Below are 23,976 nucleotides of genomic sequence, written 5' to 3' on the forward strand. Positions count from 1 at the left end.
AACAAGCACTTCATTGAAAAGTTACATATATCTTTTCCGTAGTTTTCAATGGACTGCTTTACAATCCATTTTATGAAGGAGTTGATCCCTATACAGTTTGACACAATTTATACCGGTGACTGCCTTGAGGTTCTGCGAACGCTTCCCGATGAGAGCGTCCATTGCTGCGTGACCTCCCCTCCGTATTACGCACTGCGAGATTACGGCATGGAAGAACAGATTGGCAGAGAAACCACCCCGAAAGAATACATTTCACGCCTGACGGATGTTTTTACAGAAGTCAGGCGTGTTTTGCGCTCTGATGGAACACTGTGGCTGAACATCTCAGATACCTATGCCGGAAAAGGCAATCAAGGTGATTTTGTTGACCCGAAAAATCCGCATGGCAGAAACGGTCAGTCTGTGGCACTTAATTACAAGGTTGAGGGCTGCAAGCCAAAGGACATGATCGGCATTCCGTGGATGCTGGCATTTGCACTGCGAGATAGCGGCTTGTATCTGAGAAACGACATCATCTGGATGAAGGAAAACCCCATGCCTGAAAGTGTCAAAGACCGCTGTGCCAGATGCTACGAGCATATCTTCCTGTTCTCTAAATCCAAGAAGTATTTCTTTGACCATAAAGCCATTTCTGAGCCGATTGCCCCGGCAACGGCACAGCGACTCAAGCGTGGGATGAAGGGCGGCAACAAGTTTGGCTGCGCAATACCCGGTCAGACGCAGCAGCAGACCATCAATCGTCCCCGTGAACATGGTGAAATCACAGATGATATGATCAATCCTCTTCGCAATAAGCGTGATGTCTGGCTCATCAACACCATTCCGTTCAAGGGAAAGCATTACGCAGCATACCCTCCGAAGCTCGTTGAGACCTGTCTGCTTGCCGGATGCCCGGAGGACGGGACTGTCCTTGATCCCTTTATGGGCAGCGGAACAACGGGAATGGTTGCCAAGCAGCTCAACCGGCATTATGTCGGGATTGAGCTGAATCCTGAGTTCACAGAGCTTGCCGAGGCGAGGATTCGAGGTGATATTTAATGCCCCGTGAAGAGTATAAGCCAAAGGACAAAACTGTTCTTCGGATGTCGCGGGATGGCGCTGTTGAAGACAATCTCACGGCTGAGACTTCCGAACGCATTTCAAAGCGACCGGAAGACGCCCAGCTCACAAAGCCCCGCGACGATGACGCTCCCATCCGTCCTGAAAATGCAGATGCTCTGCCGGTAGGCAACACCACAGCCACCCCGCCTTCTGTTTCTGAGCTTCATGCCGCCCCTGTGTCGGCGGGAAGTGTTGTTGCAAAAACCATCATCACGCACAAAATACGCAAGGCTCATCAGGTGGAAGCGCTCGATGGCACGGAGGTAATGGAAAAGGCGGCTGAAACCGCTGCCGATAAACCGGATTTAAATGCTCCGGCACCCACAAAGAAAATCGAGCGGCTTGCATCCAAAGCGGAAAAAGCGCATGACCGTCTGGACGCTGCTCGTGAAGCCCTCCCGACGAGAAAAGTCCTCAAAAAAGAGCGTGTTTTCGACGATGCAAAAGGCAAGGCAACAACGAAACTGCGATTTGAAGATGAGATCAAGAAGCCAAAAAGTCAGGGTAAAATCCAGTTTGAGGCTGAGAAAGCAGTCCGCAAGGTGGGCGATACCCTTGCTTCCGGTATTCACGGGAAAATCCATGAGGTTGAGCAGGACAACTCCGCAGTCGAGGCGGCTCATAGGACTGAAATCGTAGTGGAGGCTGCTGCCGCCCATTATCACCATCATAGGCAGAGCAAAGCAAATAAGCCATTTGAGAAGGTTTCAAGACTGGAACACAAGGCTGAAATCGCAGATGCCAAGCTGAATTACGAAAGGACAGCACAGGAGCATCCCGAAATCAAGAAGCAGGATATGAACAAGCACTATCAGCGTCAGAACATCAAGAAGGAATATGCTGTGGCGCGAAAAACCGGTTCTCAAACCGCTGGCACAGCTACAACCCACACCGGCAAAAAATCGCGTGAGAAGGCAGCAGATAAGGTCAAGGAGTTCTTCTCCAAGAATAAGAAGGTCTTCGTCTGGATAGGTGCTGGCGCATTGATTCTTGTCCTTCTCTCAGCCGGTATCAGTTCATGTACCGCCATGTTCACATCGTCTGGCTCAGCGGTGATTGCTTCCTCCTATCTGAGCGAGGACAGTGATATGCTCGGCGCAGAAGCCCAGTATTCCCAGATGGAGGCTGATCTTCAACACAAGCTGGACAACTACGAAAGCCTCTATCCCGGTTACGATGAGTACCACTACGATTTGGATGAGATTGAACACGATCCCTATGTGCTGATCTCCATCCTCTCTGCGCTGCATGAAGGGACCTTTACCATTGATGAAGTGCAGGACACTCTTCAAATGCTGTTTGAAAAGCAGTACATCCTCACGGAAACGGTGGTAAAGGAACGGCGATATTACATTGAAACAGATACCTGGACCGACGAGGACGGCGTTTCCCATACGGACAGCTACCGGGTGTATTACGATTACTTCATCTGTACCGTCACGCTGGAAAACTTCAATTTGAGCCATGTGCCGGTCTACATCATGTCTCAGGATCAGCTTTCCATGTATGCCACCTATATGTCTGGGGTCGGCAATCGAGAAGACCTGTTTCCAAACTCCGATTATGTGGACAAGTATATTACCAATCCCCCGGAAGAATACGAGGTCAATGCCGAGTACCTTTCTGACGCCAAGTTCTCCACGCTCATTGAAGAGGCAGAGAAATACCTGAACTATCCTTATGTTTGGGGCGGCTCCAATCCCGATACATCCTTCGACTGTTCGGGATTTGTTTCTTATGTCCTGACCAACAGCGGACTTGTCAACACCGGCAGACTTGGTGCGCAAGGGCTTTATAACATCTGCTCGCCCGTTTCCAGCGCCAATGCAAAGCCCGGTGATCTCATCTTTTTTGTCGGGACATATGACACCCCCGGTGTTTCCCATGTGGGAATCTATGTTGGGGACAATGTGATGCTCCACTGCGGCGATCCCATCCAATACACATCCATCAGCTCTTCCTACTGGCAGTCCCACTTCTATGCCTTCGGAAGACCGAATTACTAACCGAAAGGAGATGCTTCTATGAATCCGAAATATCAGAAGGTCTGTGCTGAAATTGCAAAGACCGAAAAGAAAATCGAAGACCTTCAGGCGCAGCTCAAAGAGCTGTGCGACAAGCGAACTGAGCTTGAAAACCTTGAGATCATCAATACCGTCCGGGCTATGGTCATGGACAAGGATCAGGTGATGGCGTTCCTCTCCACCATGAAACCCGCCAAGCCGGAAAAAAAGCATATGGAGGTAACTGAGAATGAATAAGAAAAAGGGCTTTCGCTTCCTCTTCGCGATGATGCTTTGCCTTGTGCTGATGTGCTGCTTCTCCGTGTCCGCATTTGCTTATGCGGATGACACGGATCAGGAGCTTCCCATCACTGAGGCTACGCAGCCGGAGGAAGCGCCGGATGTCAAACTGGAGCCGGTCACAGACGGCGAGCCGATTGCGGATGAGGGGAATGCCTACACCCGTGATCTGCTTTATGATAAAGCAACCAACAAGCAGTTCATCACCGTTCAGACGAAAAATGGCAATACTTTTTTTATCGTGATCGACTACGACGCTCCGGTAAACGATGAAGAGGAACAGTATCAGACTTACTTCCTGAACATGGTGGATGACAGCGATCTGCTTGCACTGCTGGATGAAGACACGGTTTCCGGTCTGACCACCTGTACTTGCACAGAGAAGTGTGTTGCAGGAGATGTCAATACGGAATGCCCGGTTTGCAAGACCAATATGAGCGAATGCAGCGGAAAGTCTTCTGCCCCGGAGACTCCTATGCCGGATGAAGAGCAAGAACAGCCTGATGAGAAACAGCCTGAAAAAAACTCCAATATGGTCATGATCGTCGTTGTCATCGCTATCGCCGGTATTGGCGGCGCAGCTTATTACTATTTCCGGTTTGTCCGTGGCAAGAAGCAGCCGGATGAAGACTTGGATTTCTTTGACGATGAAGGCTATGAGGAAGAAGCCTACATCAACGAGGACAAAGAGCCTGATATTGCCGCAGATGATGAGGAAAGTCCTTCTGCTGCGGAGGATGAAGAGGAATAACAAGGATGCCCGTCACAGCAAAAATGTGACGGGCATTTTCTTTTCCCAATGCAGAACGACTCAATCATAATTTTATGCAGGAGGTTTTCGATTGATTTTAGTTATCGCTGAAAAACCAAGCGTTGCCCAGTCCATTGCGAAGGTCATAGGTGCTTCTTCCCGCAAGGACGGGTATCTCGAAGGAAACGGCTACATCGTATCGTGGTGTGTCGGTCATCTGGTTGGGCTTGCGGATGCAAGCAGCTATGATGAGCGGTATGCCAAATGGAATTACAATGATCTCCCCATTATCCCGAAGGACTGGCTTTTCGAAGTCCCGAAGGATAAAACGCAGCAATTTAAGGTGCTGCGAAATCTCATGCAGGATCAGCGTGTTACCGAGCTGGTCTGCGCCACCGATGCCGGGCGTGAGGGCGAGCTGATCTTCCGTCTGGTTTATCGTAAAGCCGGATGTGCAAAGCCCTTCAAGCGCCTCTGGATCAGTTCTCTTGAGGATTCAGCCATCCGGGAGGGCTTCCATCATCTGCATGACAGCAGTGAGTACGACAAGCTCTATGAGGCGGCGCTGAGCCGGTCAAAAGCTGACTGGATTGTCGGCATCAATGGAACACGGCTTTTCACCACGCTCTATCACAAGCGGCTGATCGTTGGGCGTGTTCAAACTCCCACGCTGGCTATGCTGGTCGAGCGTGAGGGCAAGATTAACGCCTTCAAAAAAGAAAAGTACCACAATGTCCATGTTGCGAAGGATGGACTGACCGCCGATATGGAGAAGGTCAAAACCGAGGATGAAGCAAAAATGATAGCGGCAGCTTGTGATAAAAAGCAAGCTGTCGTTTCTTCTGTGACACGGGAGACAAAGACTGTCAATCCTCCAAAGCTATACGATTTGACCACCTTGCAGCGAGAGGCTAACCGCTATTACAGCTTCACCGCGCAGCAGACCCTTGAATTGGTGCAGTCCCTCTACGAAAAGAAGCTCCTGACTTATCCCCGTACAGACAGCCAGTTTATCACTGATGATATGGAAGGCACTGTGCGTCAGGTCATCGGCATTGTCTGCCAAAAGGTTGCGCTCTTTCATGGCACGAGCTGTGAGCCGAACATAAAACGCATTACCAACAATGCCAAGGTCACGGATCACCATGCGATTATCCCGACCGTTCAGCTCGAAAGGCAGGACATATCTGCGCTACCTGAATCCGAGCAGAAGATTCTCCGTCTGGTTTCTATGCGGCTTCTGTCGGCAACCGGCGAAAAGCATATCTATGATGAAACTTCTGTCACGCTGTCCTGTGAGGGTTATGCGTTTAAGGCAAAGGGGAAAACCATCGTTCAGAACGGCTGGAAGGCTTTTGAGCAGCGCTTCCGGGATGCACTCAAGAGCAAAGAAAAGGAAGATGCAGAAGCCGAACTCCCCACAGTCCATGAAGGAGATGTTCTCAGCCCTGTTTCGGCAAGCGTCACTGAGCATTTCACAACGCCGCCGAAAGCCTACACCGAGGACACACTTTTGTCCGCAATGGAGACTGCCGGAAACGCAGATTTTGAGGATGACACCGAAAAGAAGGGACTCGGTACACCCGCCACCCGCGCCGGAATCATTGAAAAGCTGGTGAAGTCCGGCTTTATTGAGCGCAAGGGCAAGTCTCTTCTCCCCACAAAGGATGGCAGCAATCTTGTGTGCGTCCTGCCGGAGCAGATCACATCGCCCACTATGACTGCGGAATGGGAAAACACCCTGATGCAGATTGAGCGAGGCAATGCGGATGCAGACGCTTTCCTCTCCGGTATTGTGGATATGACTGCATCGCTGGTAAAGACCTATCCCTTCCTTTCAGAAGCGGAGGCAAACCGCTTCGACAGCGAAAGAGAAACCGTTGGGAAATGTCCCCGCTGCGGCTCTCCGGTCTATGTCGGAAAGGGCAATTTCTATTGCTCGAACAAGGACTGCGCCTTCTGCCTTTGGGAAGACAACAAGTTCTTCTCTTCCAAGAAAAAGAAACTGACCAAGAAGATCGCTACGGAGCTGCTTGACAAGGGCTGGTGCCGGATGAAGGGGATTTACACGCCGAAAAAGCCTCAGCTTTATGATGCGGTAATCCGGCTGGACGATACCGGGGGCAAATATGTCAGCTTCAAGATGGAGTTTGACCGATGAGCAACACGAAGCACATTGCGTCTTGCAGCGGCGGCAAGGACAGTGTGGCAACGCTGCTTCTGGCAGCAGAACACAACGAGCCTCTGGATGAGGCTGTTTTCAGCGAAGTCATGTTTGATCAGAACACAAGCGGCGAGGTTCCGGAGCATCGGGATTTCATCTATAACCGCCTGAAACCATTCTGCGAAAATGAGCTTGGCATCAAGTTCACGATCCTTCATGCGGATAAAACCTACGATGATGTGTTTCACCACATCATTGTTCGCGGTCCCCATAAGGGAGAAAAGCGTGGATTTGTGTGGCCGGGAATGTGCGCGGCAAACCGGGATTGCAAAATACCTCCGATACGAAAATACAATGCCGCGCTTTCCCCTTCAACCATAAGCTATGTTGGCATCGCCACCGATGAGCCAAAGCGTCTTCTCCGGCTGGACGGTACAAACAAAGTCAGCCTCCTTGATAAGTACAGCTTTACCGAAGAGGATGCATTCAAGCTATGTGCTGAACACGACTTGCTCTCCCCGATCTATGACCATTGCCGAAGAAATGGCTGCTGGTTCTGTCCAAATGCCAGCGACGCCGAGCTGCGGCATATGGTCTTATATCACCCAGAACTTTTTGACCGGCTGATTGAATGGGAATACGAAGACAATGTTTTCCATCATCGGCTGACAAGAACACAAACCCCGACTGAGGTCAAAGCCCGTCTGTTGGACGAGCCTCAGCCGGGGCTTTCTGTTTCAAATAAAAAGATTGGAGGTCAGAAATGGCAGAAAACCGAAACGCACATCAAGTCCGTGAGATAACCGACAAACTGGAACAAGGGATTAAAGAGCTGTTCGAATCTGAGCGCTTCAAAGAATATCTCCGCACGATGTCCAAGTTCTACAACTATTCGTTCAATAACACGCTGCTCATTGCGATGCAGAAGCCGGAAGCTACCTATGTTGCCGGTTACACCTCATGGATGAAGAACTTCGACCGTCATGTCAAGAAAGACGAGAAGAGCATCAAGATTCTCGCTCCTGCACCATACAAAACAAAAGCCGAACAGGAGAAAATTGACCCAGCCACAAACAAACCGGTCCTCAATGCCGATGGAAAGCCTGTTCTGGAAACCGTGGAGGTCATGCGTCCCGCCTTCAAGGTGGTCAGCGTCTTCGATGTCTCTCAGACAGATGGGAAAGAACTGCCGGACATCATGGTGGATCAGTTGACTGGTAGTGTCGAGCAATACGAGACCTTTTGGAAAGCCTTGAAGGAAATCTCTCCCGTGCCGGTTGCACTTGAAAAAATTGAGGGCGGCGCACATGGCTACTATCATCTGGTGGACAAGCGTATTGCGGTTGATGAGGGTATGAGTGAAATGCAGACCATCAAAACGCTGATCCATGAAATTGCCCATGCGAAGCTTCATGCGGTTGATCCCGATGAAAAGCCTTCCCCCGATGAAAAGAAAGACCGACACACAAAAGAGGTAGAAGCCGAGAGCGTTGCCTATACTGTTTGCCAGCGGTACGGGCTTGAAACCTCCGACTATTCCTTTGGTTATATCGCTGGTTGGTCATCGGATAAGGAAACCAAAGAACTGAAAGGCTCGTTGGAAACCATCCGAAAAACCGCTGCCGAGATGATTGAGAGCATCGACGCTCAGCTCAAGGTTTTGCTTGCTGAGAAGGAACAATCCGAAGTTCGGGACAAGGATGCTTCTCCTGTTCCGCTTCGGGATGAGGGTGTTCCCATCTATCGTGAAACGGCTAATTATGCCTATGAAGCCGGAGAGCTGGATGCTTACAGAGCATCCCATAAAGCGAATCTGGACTGCCGAGAAGCCATTGAACAGGCGATTTCGGATAACTATGCAGACAACCGCCTCTCGTCCGAGGATGCTGTAAAGAGTGTCCTCGGACAGTTTTCAGAGAAACGGGTGGAGTATGTTCTGGCTAATACCATCCAACACAAGGATTGGGATGGACGGATTTCCCGCAAGAACATCGAGTGGGCAGCAAACATTGAGGTTTGCCCTGAAAAATCCACACAATTTATTGTAGACAAGGCGCATCCGGGCTTGACCGATCTGTTTGTGAAGGAGTTCATTCGTCAGATGGAGGTTATGAGGCAGGAACAAACTATGCGTGACCCAGAGGTTGTTGCTTGGGAAAAGGATGAGATTACCTCGTACAAGCTGACCGTCCATGAAGTTGAATCACCTGTTGTCAAAGTTTCCGAAGCCGCCAGCAAGGGACAGCATCGGCTCACGCCGGATGAAAAAGAAATCAAAGCCGCCATAATGGACAAACTGAAATCCCAGATTGCCCATAATAACGACGGTATCTTTGCTACCTATCGGACTTCTCCCCAGTCCACCAATATCATGATGCGGCACAAGGTCAGGATTGATGGCAATACAGTCACGCAGAACGGAGAGCCGCTTTTCGCCATTCATCGCCGCTATTCTGCAAAGAAAACACAGGGCTGCTATCGTGAGCTGATCCCCACCCTTGAGTATGTCGGAAGAGAAGCGGCACGGGAGACAAAGCCGGAAAAGCCCTCCATCCGTGACCAGCTTCGTTCAGCGACTCAGCAACCAACTGAGAAGAAAGCGCCCTCGAAGTCCAAAAAGCACGAGATGGGATTGGAGTGATGAGAATGAAAAAACAAACCAATGTGGACATCATCAGCGAGCTTTCCAAGCTCGTTGATCGTCATGTCGAGCATTACCGGGAAGATTTCGACATCGACAAGAAGATTATCCTTGAAGCAGCGCAAAGTGAGCGAATGGAGGACAAGCCGCTCATATGGTTTTGCCGACAAAACGGCACACACTGCCTCAGAGAAACCGAGACCTTTATCCGGGACACCAGAGAGCATAATACACTCCGGTATTATGCCGAGCAGTCCGGGGAGGACATTACGGCTCGCGTGGTCGTTCCGAAGGCGGTCAGCAACGGCATTGTTATGGGAGATGTCTTTGAAGCAAGCTTTCGGGAAATGGCGGCAAATGTGGCACGGGACGCTGTTGCGCCGCTTGCCAGCGAACTCACCTTCTCTGATGGTTTCGTGCAGAGCATTCCGTTCAATCAGAGCCTCCGGCAAGCCTCTCTTCTTGAGTCGGAGCATGGGGAGATCAGCGCAATTCATGTTGTCCCAGAAGACAAAAGTGCGCTTCAAGATGTTCTATCTCAGCAAAAGCGCCAGCGTGAGAAACTGCCGGAGGCAGACAAGCAGGAAAAGCTTTCGGCGCTGCCTGTTTCTGAGTTTAGAAAATATGAGGAAATTAAGAAGGCACATCCCGCCGCTCTCGTATGCTTTGCCCAGAACGGTTATTTTGAGCTGTACGGCGAGGACGCCAAGAAAGCAGCTCCGCTTCTCGGCACAAAGCTTCTGGATAAGAAATTGCGCGGTCATGCTGCGCTTCCCGTAACAGGCTTTCGAGAAGAGGCGTGGGTTGCTGCCTCGCAGAAGCTATGGAAATCTGGTGCGGAAGTTTTTCTGTCGAAGGATGGGGAAACCTTTAAGGAGCTGCACGGTGCTGACTACATCCCCGTTGGAGCAGTCCTTCAAGTCGGCAATGTGCAGTGCAGAATTGATTCGGTTGATTATGCCGTCAATGAAGTTACCTTGACCAATACGGAAGTCAAGAATCATCCGGTCAGATACACCGAAGATGTTGCCTATGTCCGTAGCTTTGTTGAGGATGCCGGACTTGCGATCTTTAGCGCAATCCCAGAGAAAAGAGAAGAAACGCCAAAGGAGCGCACCTCAATTCGAGAAAAGCTGAAAGCCCCGAAAAGGGATGCACCGACGCGCCCTGTCAGAACAGGCAAAGTCAGTGGAAAGGAGATGGAACTGTAAAATGACCGCTCAATTTACCGTAGAAGAAACAAACCTGATGAGTTGCTTCGATACTTCCAACCGGAAAAGCCTGATTACCAGCATGGAAAGCGTCCCGCTGAGTGAGCTGGGCAGCGACATGGAAGAGGTTCTTTATCGCACTGTTGAGAAACTGAAAAAGCTGTCCGATACTGAGTTTTCTGAACTCTATATCGCACCTGACAGCCTGATGGACGATTGAAAGGAAATGCCAATGCCTGTTTTGGATGGAGATTTTGAGGCTTTTGTCACCAATCTCGGAAAGTACAACGAAGGTGAGCTTGTCGGTGAATGGGTAAAGCTCCCCACCACCGAAGAGGAACTGAAAAAGGTCTTTGAGCGCATTGGAATCGGCGCAAAGGACAGCTTTGGGAATACATATGAGGAATGGTTTATTACCGATTATGAATGCCCTATCAACGGCGTGTACCGGATGCTCGGTGAGTATGAAAATCTTGACAAGCTGAACTATCTTGCCGCCCTGATTGATGAGATGTCAAAGGACGAGCAAGAAAAGCTTGTAGCGGTTATGGATGGCGGTTGTGATCGTGTCAGCGACATTGACGATCTAATCAACCTGACATTCAACCTTGACACCTATGATTTTATCCCCGCCGTCCATGATGATGAGGATTTGGGATATTACTACATTCACGATGCCGGGATTTACAGTGAAAAGGATCTCGGACCCTTTGCCAACTACATTGACTACGAGCGGTACGGGCGCGATGTTCGCTTTGAGGAAGGCGGCAGCTTCACCGATGAGGGCTATGTTCGTTCAACCGGAGATAGTTGGAACATCCAGTTTGACGGTTCTCATGACGATATTCCCGATGAATACCGCATTACCGGCTCTGGCGAAGCAGAAGAGCGCAGCAGTACGATCTCTGTCCTGATGGTTGAGCCGGGGAAAGCGCCGTATGTGAAAGAGATCAACTCTGGGCTGGAGTCCTTGCAGCATGAGGTCGGAGGCGATATTGAAGCCGTGTACCCCTTTGAAGAGCCGGTTGCGATTATCTGCAACGAAGAGGCAAAACTGGAAGGACTGCCTCTCAACCGCGCACTGCGGGATAACAACGGGGACATCTACGATATTGTTGCCGGGACATTCATGGTGGTCGGCTTAACCAATGAAGACTTTGGTTCTTTGAGCGTTGAGCATATGCGCCAGTTCACCGATCTCTTCAAAACGCCTGAACAGTTTGCAAAACACGGAGACAAAATCATCGCTTTCCCGATGGTCAGTGAAGAGCAGCAGAAACTCGACTCCTTCAAGGAAAAGGATTACGAGGTAAACATGGACACCGACGGGCTGGCTGTCTCCGGTCACATTGGAACTTGGCATACCATTGATCACACTGAGGTCGATGGACACGCCTTCTTTCTGATGGAGCATGACACCTACGGCGATGAAGCCGCCTCAATTATCGTCGATGAACGAGGAAGGCTTGTCGTGGATGATGTCTATAACGGCTTTGACGATGAGACGATGGAGCAGCTTCGCTGGGAAGTGCTGCCTGTCAGCAAGCTGCCTGATCCCAGCATTTCTGCTGATGAAATGAAGGAATATGGATATGCTTGGGGTGGGATGCTTCCGATGAAGGCTGAGGCAGCAAAGGAGGTTGTTTCCTCGTGTGATGTCTTCCGTCTGTATGCCGATAACACTGAGGGGCTTGTGCTTGATGCTAAGGACCTTGAGGATCATGCTGCGAAGGGTGGCATTTTCGGGGTGGCAAAGGCAGATTGGCAAGCTCTCATCGAGCGGGATAATCCTTTGAAGGCGGCTGAACTGTCCACCGAGGATGACTATGGCATGATTGACGGGATCATCAACAACGGCGCCAAGGAACCGGCTGAAAAGGCAGAGAAATCTTCCATCATGGACAGGCTGAAATCTTCAAAGTCCGAGCCGCAGCCGGAGAAGCCGCAGCCCCACAAAGAACGGAAAAGCGAGCATGAGTTATGAGTAAAAGTCAAAAGTGGAAGCAAGAATGGCAGTTCTTTCTCGACACAGACGGTAGACGGAAGTACAACGCCGTTTGCCGCCGATGCGTCCACCCCTGTAAGCAGAGCTTTCGGTCTGAACTGCTCTTTTGCCCGCACTTCTCTTCAAAGCGAGCAGTCGGGACAGAAAACTGTCTGGATAAAGGTCGATAATCGGGGTTTTTCTTCGCTGTAAGCCACGATAAAATAAGCCGCATATGTTTTCCCATGCGACTTCTCATCTCTGTGAATGCTGCAAAAAAGGTTGATTTCCTGCCCTCATCTTTATAAATCGAAGAGCCTCAGTCGATGCCCATTGGGTGTCGGCTGAGGCTCTTTTTTTATTCTCCGAAAAGAGCGTCATATGCTTCAATATCGTCTATCCACGACAACTCATCCTGCCCACGAATTGAGTTCCATTCATATAGATCGTCTATATAATAGCGGTCTGGATAATGCTCCATCAGCTTTTTCTTGATTGTTCTTTGCTCTTTTTTTGTAGTGGCAACAAGCTTTGTTTGTCCGAACAATCCTTTTACGGGCTTTTTCCGTAAATCAATAGCTGGTAGGTCTTTTCTGAGTTTTCTCTTTTTCCCGAACATCATTGCCTCCATCAAAGACTGCCATCGCCTTTATTCCCGCCAAACTCGCATTCATACACATGACCGTGACCATAATACCATCGTCCATATCGGTAGCCATAATGTGGGGGGCAATTTGCGCAGTCACCGGTACAGTGACCAGGATGAGGCTTTTTCCCGGATTCAAGCGATCCGACAATGCCTATTGTTGCGAAAAGCTTTGTGAAAAAGCCCATTCTTGGCGCAGCCTCAATCTGATCGTCTTCGAATTGCTCTTCCTCTTCCAGTTCGTCAGCCTCATCTTCAAACAGGACAATTTTATTTCTGGTGGCGGCTCGTTCAAGAACATCGTCATCAACTGCGCCCCATAAATCTTCTAACTGTTCTTTCGACAAGTGACATTTCGCAGCATCAAGCAGGGCATTCATTGCTTCGGTATTGCAGCAACCAGACAGATCGTACATCTCTTCCGGGGTGAACTGAACGCCATATGCAACAGCTTTCTTGATCAGACGAGACGCAGCCTTTTCGTCCATGTACTCCTGAGCTACTTCTGCAACTTCGGAGGACGCACCATAAGAGGTCAATGAAGACATCCGATTGATTTGTGTACTTGTAGACCAGTCATAGAACTTCTCGTAGTATGTGTCCCAGTCCATATTGCGCCTCCTATATACATTCGCTATTAAAACTAAAATTCACTTTTCCAAATATTTTTCTCGGCTAAGCACAGTTGGGGTTTACACCACGAAGTTAGGTTCTTTTGAACTTCAAGACCACATCACCACTCTCATCAATGGTCATCTGCATTGTCTTGATATACTGGGAAATAAACTGCTTTTTCTCTGCTGAACTCAGCTCGATGCGAGTATTGCGGAGAGCATCATCAAACATATCATTGATGTTGAGTCTGACAGCCCGGTCTATGTAACGATACATTTCCATAAAAAGCGCACTGTGCTTGATGTCCTCGGAGTTGCCAGAGTAAAAATCGTCGATATAGCAGTAAAACACACCGGCATTGAGCAATGCATTCTTCAAGTCCGCTCCGCAGTTGTCCCGTTCAACCATAACCAAAAAGCGAGCTTCGGACAAAGAAGAAATCAATCCCCAATAATCAGAATCGCTGGACACGATGATAAAGGAATCCACATTGTTTTTGTAATGCTCCTGACAGGTTCTTGATATGAGCATCACATCGACAAGAGATTTATTCTGCTTGACGCGCTCTATCATCATATGTTCAACGGGAATCTGTGTAAAGCTATCTAAAATACGCCATGCAGAAGCCGCATGAACATCATCAAAAAGAATGATCGAGGCGATTTTCTGCGTGTACTGGTAATCCAGATTTTTCAATGTTGCACACAGCTTGTAGGGATCGGAGTTCTCGCAGTCTACAACCACAACCACTTTTTCGCTGCTGCTAATAAACTCATATATGCTGCCCTTGATGTAACTGCCAGCATCCGAAACCTTGCTATATTCAGTAAAGTAGTCATTATGCCATTGATACAGTTTACTGACAAACTTCTTGTCGTTATAGAGAATATTGCCCACATCCTGCGGAATCCAGTTTATATACATCTGATATGGATAGCAGAGGAAATGGGCATAGTAGAGATCGGCAGCTTCTTTCGTTCCGTCTTCACTCAAACCATCTGGCATAAGAAACAGCTCTTTAATGTATTGCCAGTTAATCCAAAGAGGAAATAGCTTTTTACAGTTATTTATTCTATTTGATATTTCCTTATTTATCTCGATGATATGATGGCATAGCAATGTGCTGGACTTTTTAATGAACTTTACTCCGTCCGCGTTAAGCTGGTTTATGCTTTCTGGTGGGACATATTCCGGCAGCGATAGAATTGTCCTGTACTCCATTCGCATCTTCTCGTTTATTCGCTTGAAATTACGCTCAATAGCGGTTCGTATAATACAAAGATGCCGGATAATCCGAGCAGATTCATCCCTTTCAAGCTTTTCATATACTTCGAGCTTTGGCGGCTCGTAATCGTTCTGGAATATCCGCGTTGGAACACCTATCAAATAAGCAACCTTTGACACGATCTCATATGTGCTATCCTTATATGTGATCTTGTCCTCATCGAGCAAGGGCGCATATGCACTTTCTTGGGGTGTCATTTGTGTCTCCTTTCCACTGGCGGACTATTCCATTGCTGCTTGAAGCCCTTCATAAAACTTCCGAAGCTCGTTTAGATCGCTTGTCCGGTTCTTAATCGGAAGAGAATCCCATGTGATGTCATGGTATCGTTCGGCGGGATCATCCCTAAGCCTCCGGTCAATAATGCAGACAATGCCGGTATCGGTATAGTTTCGGATAAGCCTACCAATTCCTTGCTTGAGCTTGATTATCATTTCTGGGACACGGACTTCCATCAATGCGTCATCTGCAATAGAGGCTTTATACTCAATGATTGGGTCTGGCACAGGAAAAGGAAGCCGAAATATTACTACATTTGATAGACTTTTCCCCTCTATGCTGATACCTTCCCAGTATGCGCCCGTACCAAGCAGAACAGAGTTTGTATTCTCTTTGAACTCGTGAAGCACTTTGTCCTGCGATGACCCAGCTTGCTGCATTAAGATTTTATAGGGTAGGTTTCTTTGCGTAAGGATTGTATGAACTTCCTCCATGTCTGTCTTCGCCGTGAATAAGACCAATGCCTTTCCCTCTGAGATATTCAAAACTTCTATAAGGCGTTCGACACCCTGCTCAATAAACGCATCGTGTTCTCGTGTTGGGTGTGGAAGGTCGGTGCAATAGTAGATCATAGAATGTTCGTCGTAAGGATAGGGAGAGGGTTTTGGCTCTGAAAGGCATCCTTGTTCACTTGTCGGGAAACCTGTATTGCTGAGAAAATATGAGTAGCGTTCCTCAAGACTGCCATGATTTGCATTTGTCAGTGTTGCCGAAGTGAGGATCGTTCTTTCTGATCCATCAAAATACAGGCGGCTGATAATGTCTTTGGTGTTTTGGGGGCAATAAACAAGGTCAGCGTTTGCACCCTTGCGCTCAATCCATATGAGCATTTTATCAATACTGCTGCAAAGTTCAGAAAGGGAATCGCTATATGTGTCAAGATCATCAGAGGCAGAAGAGCTACGGCTTCTTTGAAAGTCGTAGCTTGCAAAGATTTGGATGCTTGTCGAAAGGTCTTTGATAGCGCTCATCATTTCATTGAGAAGAGAGATAGACTTGCTGTACCCGTCAAAGAAGAAACGGTCTGCATAACGCATATCCTGCTGAGACTCGTTGATCTGTGCTTGCATCTGGTCCTTCAGGCAAGAGAAAAAGCTCTGAATTGCCTTCTGAGCCTCTTGGTTCTCTCTTTGAACATTTGACCGCTCGGAAGACTTTAATTCGTTCACCGCGCTGCGGATCAAAGAAAGAAGGAAGCCTTGATTCACGCGCTCCGTGGTTGCACTGCGCACCTTATCCTCCAAATTGTGTGCCTCATCCACAACAATCAAATCTGCATCCCTGTTTATAAGACCATCCTGTCCTCGACGAACTTTCATTAGGTGGGAAGTCAAAAAATCCTGATTACATAAGATTATCCCATCTGCATATGAAAGCCGAGAACGGATTTCATAATATAGGCATTTTTTCTCGCAAGCGCCACAGCTTCTTTTGCTGAAACGCTGAACATTTACTTTATCCCATATACTTTGAGAAAGAGTCTCTGGAAAATCTTTGCGATCTTGAAGCCCTTTTTCAATTCCTTCCTTTAGTGCATCTGGGATTGATACATCAGGTTTGCTCATGTACTCATCAGCTTTTTTCCTGCATAGATAGTGCGTCTGTCCTTTGGCAAGAATTACATTCATGTTCAAGCCAAGAAGAGGCATGACATCTTGAATGTCCCTCCGCAACTGTTCTTGTAGAGTTATGGTTGATGTAGCTACAATGACCGGTCTCCCCACCGTCTTACTATACAGCATCAAAGGCACCAAGTAGCCGAATGACTTTCCTATTCCTACCCCTGCCTCTACTGCAAAGTGCTGGTCGTTGATGAGCGCGTCTACAATCTCAAAGGACATATCCTGCTGTCCATCCCGCATCTCAAAACCTTTTTTCGGTGCGACATCCCAAAAGAAGGTTGAGACTTCTTCGCTCATTGAGTACAGCGCTGCTTTTCTGCGTTTCTTTCGTTCTGCCGGTGTGAAAAAGCCGAAAATATAGTCCAAACTAATTCCTCCATGATGGGTTGGCTACGGTTTTAAGGAATGAATAGCGTTATTCAACGCCCAAAGCTTTATAGACAGCATCCTCCGCGCTCTGATAGAAAATGAGGTTAAAGCATCCTATCAGTTCGGAAGGCACAGTCCCAAGGTCTGCGGCTGAGGTGATCGGAAGCAGCACTTTCTTTGCACCACTATCGAGGCAGACTTGAAGCGTATTGGCAAGCTCTTCCACCTTAATCATCGTTCCGGCTATGCTGATTTCTCCTAAAACAGCAAGCCCGCTAATAGTAGGTTTTCCCAAAGCGATTGATGAAAGGGCAATCAGCGTTGGAAGAGCCAGTTTGTCGGTCATCCCAATGCCTTGCAAATCCTGATAATTGATGATGTAGTCCTTTGTTGTCGTTCTGATTGAGCCGCTGATCCGACTTGCGTTGGCTTTCAAATAATTAAAAGCAGTATTTGTAGCTTCCTTGCTTTTCGTATCAGAGCCAATGCCGGTGCGCTCAAACTTGCCGTTTCCGGGAAGCATTTGCGATTCAAGCCGGAATGCGCCAAGCATTCCAGACTTGCCCTGCGAAATCGTGTAAACCTGACCCGGATTGCACATTCCCTCCGGGATCAGTTTGCCGCCGCCTTGCTCCGGAACGCTGACATACCGTTCCTCAAATGTCTCGACATCAATATACGAGAAATTGACATCGTAGAACTCCATGCCGCCCAGCTTTTTGAGCTGTTCTTTCACTCTCCGTCTCATCTCAAGAGATATTCTGATGATTTCCTCAATCTGCTCCTTTGTGTACTCTCCGTCAGGATAGAGAAGCTTAATGAAACCGCCAACCATCTTTCTAACGGCAATCGTGTCGCGCTGATTGAGGTTTTTGCCAAGACGGAAATACTTGTCCAGCGCATCACCATATTGTTCTTTTCGCAGCTCACGGACAAACTCTGAGAGGTAGTCAGTGATAAATCCGTAATCATCGGTAAAGTGTTCTGGTCTGAACTTCGGGATTTCCCATCCGGGAATGTAGCAGTGCATTCGGTCGAGGAATGCCGTATCTGTCCCCATTTCAGGAGGGAAGGGATCAAACAGGCTTGATGTTTTTAGCAGGACATCCACACTCTGATTGATATTTCCCACAAAGACCATAGAGGCGCTTGCAGCCTTTTCCTCTTTGCCGCGAGCAAAAGAGCCAGATGCCATATAGTCCTTCATGATCTGTATGCCGTCTTTATCCTTGAAATTGATACCGGCAACCTCATCAAACGCCACGCAGTCCCAAAGACCAACAAGACCAACTGTTTTTCTGCCCATATTATAGAACAAGTTTGCAACCGTTGTTTGCCCACCCGAAACAAGAATGCTGTTCGGGGAAATCTCTTTGAACAGGTGGGATTTACCTGTGCTTCTCGGTCCTAACTCGCAGAGGTTGAAATTGTTTTCTACCAGAGGAAGCATACGCGCCAACAGAAGCCAGCGTTCACGCTCATTGAGCTTATCCGGCTCCATGCCAATAGAACGCAGAAGGATCTTCATCCATTCTTCCTGAGTGAACGCTTTGCGTCCCTGCTTTAGTTCTTCGATGTCCACATGAGGCATCTGAACAGGGGTGAGTTTATGAATAAGGATCGGAGACCTTTTTTTGTCTTCCTCGACATATTCATATTCGAGTTGGACGATGCACCAAATGCCCCCGCACAGTAGACGATCAAACTTCGTCGGATATTCCTCGGAAATCGGAATGGACTTAATTCCGAGATTAGAGAACTCTGCTTCATAGCCATCTGTTTTGATATTCAGATTGACTGTTATCCTGTCAATTACAGTATAGCTGCCACGCTGACGAAGCGCTGAAAGGATCTTCTGCGCCTCGTCAGGACGGACATAGTTTTCTGCCAAAATGCGCTTCACATTATTGACACCCGTCTCAATCACATCAGGATCGTCGGAGCTGCAATATTGACCAAGAAGGAACTCAAGAACATAGATCGGGACATTCGCTCCCTCTTTGATTTTCTTTGTGAGGTCTTTACGGACAATTCTTCCGTCAAACACCTGACGCAGTTTACCATTGATGACGGCATTTGCGTCCTCTGTCGCGTTTATCTCGTTCATTTCGTCCATCATCCAGTCTCCTTAAAGATCAAATCCGAAGTCATCTGCGAATGCGATGTCAATGTGGAACTCTTCCTCATTTGACACATCGGTATCGTTGGCGATGATCAAGCGGTAGATTTTGTTTTTGTCGTAAACACCGGCTTTCAAATTGAAGCGCACACGGAATACGCGCTCAGAAGCATTCGTGCTTGTTCGATCCGCAATGATTGTCTGGCGATCACTGACGATTGTGCCTTCCTCATCGGTCATATAAACAGAGTAGGCACAAGGCTCAATTTTCTCCCCGATGGGCTGACGCTGGAAGAAATCCAAAGAGAACAGCAGATTGGATATTTTCCTGCTTTCGCTGAGCAGCTTCAGCTCGGCTTTCGAAACCTCGACATACTTCTTGCTTGTGGTACGGAGATTTTTGAAGGCAATAACAGGAACAACCATTTCCTGCAAGCTCACGCCGCCGTGAACAAAGTTCTCCCCGCCGCCAGAAACCTTGATGCGAGTTGAATCCTGCGGAGTATAGCCTTTCACCGGTGTTCCTTCGATTTCACCTTCAAGCTGCACCGGCATGAGATAATCCGCAGTCGTAGCCGGATCAGTGATTGCATACCGTCTGCCCACCTCAAAGACTTCGCCGGTAAAGGCGCTCTTGCCAAGCTTATCTCCCTCTGTGAGCGGGCTATATGTATAGAGGAAGCCATGATCTGCCGTAATGAAAATATCAGTACCCTGCATATCGTTGATGACAATGCGCAGAAGGTTTATTAACTCCTGCATCGCGTCCTCGCAAGCCTCGAAGACTTTCTTTTCAGTAGGTGCTTTATCTCCGATTGCATCAATCGTGTTGTGATAGATATAGACAACCTCTTTGCCGCCCACAAGCTCCCGGCGCTCGGCGCGTTTCATTTTCAGAATATCGTTGTATTGAACAGCCACGCTGCTTGCATTGCTGGCACAGAGTACCTTTTCCCGTTCAGGAGTGGAGCGCGTCGGCATTCCTTCAACAAGTACTTCCATCTCATCGTTTACAGATAGTCTGCGGCCGGGTAGCAGTGCTGCCATGCCAAACTTTGTGATGGATGGAAAGACTGCCTGAACTGCATCAAGCTTTGCTGTTCCCTTTGTTGTTCTGACAATCGTATCGCATAGCTCGGACGCGACTTCATATCTCAGCGCGTCGGAGATAATTACGAATGCACGAGAGTTCTTTCCGGCAAGGCTCTTAATATAGTGCGCATAGAAATTTCGCTGTTTTCCGATCTCGGAAACATATCCAAGAGACGCAAGGTTATCCGAGATTGCATTTGTCCAGCATCCGGTCAGCTCCTTGAGGAACCAGTTCTGATACACTGCCTCGACATATTCCGCAGCGTGTTTCAGCTTATCCTCCAAAAGCGGGTTACTGTCCTTGAGCGAGCATCCGAAGGCATAATGGAAATGGCGATAGAAATTATCCATCTCATATCCCTTATCGGCGTATAGCTTCCAGATGCTCTTCGGCTCAACGATATGGAAACCAGCAGCGTTGTCCTGATAGAACTCCTGCATCTTTGCCACGAAATAGAGGCAGTCATAATAATAGGAAAACTGATCATACCAGCCTGATGTGCGCCGGTTCTCTGCCGTTTTCAACATGAGTTCCGTTTTGACCACATGATCAGCCACTTCGGAATAGAAACGGCTGAGGATTACTTCATGGATGGATGGAAAAATGTCTGCGGTCAGAAGCGTCTCAATGTCCTGCTTATCAAAGCGGGACGGCAACTGTAATTCCTGCTCCACGCTGCGGCACAAATCCCAGAGGGAGGAATTGTCCTCATGGTTGCGCCACTCATGAACAATGCTGTAACAGTATGCCTTGTTTGAATCAGAAATGAAGCGTTCCAAGCCTTTGAGAACGCTGGCGTTCATTGTTTGAGCGAGCGCAGTGAGCAGCACATGAGCGGCAAAGAAGCCCAGAGGCTTCTCGTCCTCGTGAATATATCCCGTGTATTTTCGGACAAGCTGCCAAAACGCCTCGATGTTCCCGAACTTCTTGATGTTGTTCAGCGCCGCATTCTTTTCCTCATCCAGCCCGTCTGACAGCACCGCAATAAATACATCCTGCGCCGATCCTCCGTTCAAGCCGGCAAGAACAGCCATGATGTCGATATGGAGCTGCAACGGGGTCTGGTAGTCACGCCCAATCCTGTGAAGCTTCTGCCGCCGCTCCTTGCTCTCAAGAAACTTCGCATAGAGCTTCACTGTCTTCCGCATAGCCGGACTTGTTTCAATGTTCAGCTCGCTCATCTGCATCGAAATGAAATCAGCCCGGTATTCCTCGCTGAACAGCTCTATGTCCCGCAGCCAGTCATCCTGCGGCTGAGAGTAGGAGAACGGATTGTATATGAGGTAGTTGCTCGTGAGATCATCGTGCAGCAGCAGCTTTTTCACTGCAAAGTTGTTTGTGCCGGTCAGCTTGATACTCTTCACATTCGGGATCACAAGCTCATCCAGCGTAGCCTCAAACTCACGGTCTTCATCCTGCCAGAAGATGATGCGCCGCTGATAAAACTCAGGTAATGGGGCAGCAAAGCGCTCAGTGAGAGCAAATTGTATTGATTCTGTGGACATGGCGGTATATTCCTTTCTTGGCTATGGATGCTTAAATATAGCCCACTTCGCTAACGCCTATCACGCCTCTGCGCAAAATGCGTATTCCTAATGTGTTTGCTTCAAACTTCTGACGCTCGAAAGTGATGGCGCTAAAACACTGTTGCTGGAACTGAACAGGAAGAAACTTCTCGTATTTGAATACATCAATTCCGATGTCCTTCAGAACATCTTCCGGCAAGGTGTAGTCTTGTTTAACAAGTCCAAACATGGTGAAACCGGTATCGACACAGAAGCTCATGACCGCGCTATATCCGCAATTATATGCAAATGAGCCAATCGCTGAGCCAACAAAGCTGCCTATCATGAAGCCCACAACCGGTATTTGAATAAATGCCTGAACTATGGTCCCGCCAGCGAGGGCGGCAGAGGAAATGATCAGCTCATTAACCAACTTCTGGGCAAGCTCAGAGCGCGTCATTTCCCCGGTAGCGACACGAAATGCGTTTTTCATAGTGTCCATCGCAAGAACGGTTGCCATGCCCACAAGAGAGGGCGAGATGCCTTCTAATGCAGCCCCCAGCATACCGGATTTACAGGCTACTGTGATCGCTGCTGAAACTGTTCCACGAACAAAGCCTTCGCTGCCTCCCTTGATGGCGGCAAAACCTATGCGTTGAAATTGCTTTTCATCCAGCTCGCCGTTTTGAATTAAGTAACTGATTGCCTTGTATATCTCCGGTGCAACATTCAGCACGATTGATATTGTTGCGGCTGAAAGCCCGGATTTGAATGCTTGCCTTGCAAGATATTCGAAGCGGATCACTTCGTCCGCAGAGATGCCAAGAATCTGCAATTCCTCAGTATCAACATCGCCAGTCTTTGCCAACACCGCCAGAGCCTTAGCATCCGCTTCGGTCAGAGGAATAGATTCTGTACCTTGTCCATCCCGCAGACGGTCAGAAAGCATATTCAGAGTGTCTTTGTAGCGCTCCACTTGTTCAGGACGAATGGTAGACTCGGTTGCTATCTTCCGTTTCAGCCACTCACAAGCGGTTTCTAACTGCTCTTTTGGGATTACTCGGACTTGTCCTGCATAAATGGGATCATGCAGAACAGAATCATCAGCAAATCCACGCTTTTCAAGAAAAGCATTCAGTGTGTCTTTCCCGCCAGCTAATCGGTATTCATGAAAGCGCTCGAACACGCTTTTTGCCTGCTGCTGTGCGCTTACTGCTCCGTCCTTATAATATTTCAGTCCAAAGATTTCCCCAAAGTTACTACTTATATCAGGAGAGGCGAAGTCATGGCTGCGATCAACAACGGTGCGGCTGACGGAATCGCGTGCAACTGCATTGATGTTGAAGGTGTCAGAATGCCAGAACTCTGCAATATCGCCTTTGAGCATATCGGGATCTGTCTTAAAGCGTTCAAAAGCGTTCAGGTCATGAATGAGCTTCGCTATTTCCTCATCTACTCGACCAACATATGCTCCGCTTTCAAATCCTGCAATCTGAACACCTGCTTGTTTCGCATAAAAGGCAAAACCTTCCTCAAAGGCGGTCATAGATTATCCCTCCATGAAAAGACGCAGCCCCTCATCATAGAACACCTTCTCAAGTGTTCGATATTGCTGTGCTTTGATCTCACTTGCTGCCGCGTTCCGGTCAATAAGCATCTTCGGCGCACCAACAAAAACAGGCATCATTTTCGCTATTTTGCCATTCAGTTTTTTCGCATAGCCATGAAGAGCATCCGGGTGAGTGACTCCATACGCTTCGCTATACTCTAAGAACTCGTCATAATGTTTCCGGTCATCTTTAAGCTTGAGCCAATCACCGGACGATTCATCTACATACAGCACAGCTCGCTTGCCGAGCCACCCATAATGCATTCCCAATTTCTCATACTTGTCCTGAATACTCTGCCGCTGTTCTTTCGCCTCTTTGGAATGACCAATAAAAAGGATATGTTGCGTAGAGGGGATCTGAGGCAAGTTTCCATTGTAGAACTTCGTGGTGTAGATTGCCGCCGAGACTGAATCATCAGCGATGCCAACAATTTTCTCGTCTTTATCGTCCTTTTGCCCAATGAGTTGAATAAGGTAATTAGCAAAAACCACATCCTTGTCATCACAGACAATGATCAAAGGGAGTTCCGTTTTCTGCATCATGTTTTCGAACAATGAAAATACCTCCTATCGAATGGTATAGTGCATTTTACAGTTGGAACAGAAACGGTCCCTTGCCATACTCCCCTTCACGATCGGGAACAGCTTTCCGTCCTTCTGGTATTGACTCGCTAAATAAACC

General features: G+C 48.3%; 18 protein-coding genes. 10 read left to right on the plus strand and 8 right to left on the minus strand.

Annotation, left to right across the window (positions count from 1 at the left end):
- Window positions 1-72 precede the first annotated feature (72 nt).
- The 10 genes from P6M73_RS03575 (at window position 73) to P6M73_RS03620 (ending at window position 12,155) form a co-directional block, all read left to right on the plus strand.
- A complete protein-coding gene (locus tag P6M73_RS03575) occupies window positions 73-1,038 on the plus strand; it encodes a DNA-methyltransferase (protein WP_277855725.1) in 966 nt (321 codons plus the stop codon).
- The gene (locus tag P6M73_RS03580) at window positions 1,038-3,107 is read left to right on the plus strand and encodes a C40 family peptidase (protein ID WP_277854761.1); all 2,070 of its coding nucleotides are present in this window, start codon (window positions 1,038-1,040) and stop codon (window positions 3,105-3,107) included. The genes P6M73_RS03575 and P6M73_RS03580 overlap by 1 nt, the downstream gene beginning before the upstream one ends.
- An 18-nt stretch (window positions 3,108-3,125) precedes the next feature.
- Window positions 3,126-3,362 carry a DUF4315 family protein gene (locus tag P6M73_RS03585; protein WP_277854762.1) on the plus strand — a complete coding sequence of 79 codons (237 nt, stop codon included), beginning with the start codon at window positions 3,126-3,128 and terminating at the stop codon, window positions 3,360-3,362.
- Window positions 3,355-4,155 carry a DUF4366 domain-containing protein gene (locus P6M73_RS03590; protein WP_277854763.1) on the plus strand — a complete coding sequence of 267 codons (801 nt, stop codon included), beginning with the start codon at window positions 3,355-3,357 and terminating at the stop codon, window positions 4,153-4,155. Before P6M73_RS03585 ends, P6M73_RS03590 begins: the two co-directional genes overlap by 8 nt.
- Window positions 4,156-4,246: 91 nt before the next feature.
- Window positions 4,247-6,316 (plus strand): DNA topoisomerase 3, encoded by a 2,070-nt coding sequence (locus P6M73_RS03595; protein ID WP_277854764.1) that lies wholly within the window; start codon window positions 4,247-4,249, stop codon window positions 6,314-6,316.
- Window positions 6,313-7,122: an adenine nucleotide alpha hydrolase family protein gene (locus tag P6M73_RS03600; RefSeq protein WP_277854765.1), complete on the plus strand. Its 810-nt coding sequence runs from the start codon at window positions 6,313-6,315 to the stop codon at window positions 7,120-7,122. Before P6M73_RS03595 ends, P6M73_RS03600 begins: the two co-directional genes overlap by 4 nt.
- A complete protein-coding gene (locus P6M73_RS03605) occupies window positions 7,083-8,960 on the plus strand; it encodes a DUF3849 domain-containing protein (protein WP_347276313.1) in 1,878 nt (625 codons plus the stop codon). Before P6M73_RS03600 ends, P6M73_RS03605 begins: the two co-directional genes overlap by 40 nt.
- Before the next feature lie 5 nt (window positions 8,961-8,965).
- Window positions 8,966-10,171 (plus strand): MutS N-terminal domain-containing protein, encoded by a 1,206-nt coding sequence (locus P6M73_RS03610; protein ID WP_277854766.1) that lies wholly within the window; start codon window positions 8,966-8,968, stop codon window positions 10,169-10,171.
- Between the two features lies 1 nt (window position 10,172).
- On the plus strand, window positions 10,173-10,391 hold the full coding sequence (locus tag P6M73_RS03615) for a transposon-transfer assisting family protein (RefSeq protein WP_277854767.1): 219 nt from the start codon (window positions 10,173-10,175) through the stop codon (window positions 10,389-10,391).
- Window positions 10,392-10,403: 12 nt separating this feature from the next.
- Window positions 10,404-12,155: an antirestriction protein ArdA gene (locus P6M73_RS03620; protein WP_277854768.1), complete on the plus strand. Its 1,752-nt coding sequence runs from the start codon at window positions 10,404-10,406 to the stop codon at window positions 12,153-12,155.
- 358 nt (window positions 12,156-12,513) lie between these two features.
- Here the strand turns inward: P6M73_RS03620 and P6M73_RS03630 are convergent, their stop codons facing one another.
- The 8 genes from P6M73_RS03630 to P6M73_RS03665 all read right to left on the minus strand — a co-directional run bounded on the left by P6M73_RS03630 (window position 12,514) and on the right by P6M73_RS03665 (window position 23,849).
- Complete coding sequence (locus tag P6M73_RS03630; RefSeq protein ID WP_277854770.1) at window positions 12,514-12,777, minus strand: hypothetical protein; 264 nt, start codon at window positions 12,775-12,777, stop codon at window positions 12,514-12,516.
- A gap of 8 nt (window positions 12,778-12,785) precedes the next feature.
- A complete protein-coding gene (locus P6M73_RS03635) occupies window positions 12,786-13,412 on the minus strand; it encodes a hypothetical protein (RefSeq protein WP_277854771.1) in 627 nt (208 codons plus the stop codon).
- A gap of 94 nt (window positions 13,413-13,506) precedes the next feature.
- Window positions 13,507-14,898 (minus strand): NYN domain-containing protein, encoded by a 1,392-nt coding sequence (locus P6M73_RS03640; protein WP_277854772.1) that lies wholly within the window; start codon window positions 14,896-14,898, stop codon window positions 13,507-13,509.
- Between the two features lie 24 nt (window positions 14,899-14,922).
- Window positions 14,923-16,965, minus strand: a complete 2,043-nt coding sequence (locus P6M73_RS03645; RefSeq protein ID WP_277854773.1) for an ATP-dependent DNA helicase — start codon at window positions 16,963-16,965, stop codon at window positions 14,923-14,925.
- Window positions 16,966-17,014: 49 nt separating this feature from the next.
- Window positions 17,015-19,087 carry a protease Lon-related BREX system protein BrxL gene (gene brxL / locus P6M73_RS03650; RefSeq protein WP_489666468.1) on the minus strand — a complete coding sequence of 691 codons (2,073 nt, stop codon included), beginning with the start codon at window positions 19,085-19,087 and terminating at the stop codon, window positions 17,015-17,017.
- 9 nt (window positions 19,088-19,096) lie between these two features.
- Entirely contained in the window at window positions 19,097-21,685 is a 2,589-nt protein-coding gene (gene pglZ, locus P6M73_RS03655) for a BREX-1 system phosphatase PglZ type A (RefSeq protein WP_277854774.1), read from the minus strand.
- Window positions 21,686-21,716: 31 nt separating this feature from the next.
- Window positions 21,717-23,231 (minus strand): hypothetical protein, encoded by a 1,515-nt coding sequence (locus P6M73_RS03660; RefSeq protein ID WP_277854775.1) that lies wholly within the window; start codon window positions 23,229-23,231, stop codon window positions 21,717-21,719.
- 3 nt (window positions 23,232-23,234) lie between these two features.
- Window positions 23,235-23,849 (minus strand): hypothetical protein, encoded by a 615-nt coding sequence (locus tag P6M73_RS03665; protein ID WP_277854776.1) that lies wholly within the window; start codon window positions 23,847-23,849, stop codon window positions 23,235-23,237.
- Window positions 23,850-23,976 lie beyond the last annotated feature (127 nt).

It is taken from the genome of Anaerococcoides asporogena (assembly GCF_029590275.1).
Taxonomy (GTDB): domain Bacteria; phylum Bacillota; class Clostridia; order Clostridiales; family Clostridiaceae; genus JG1575.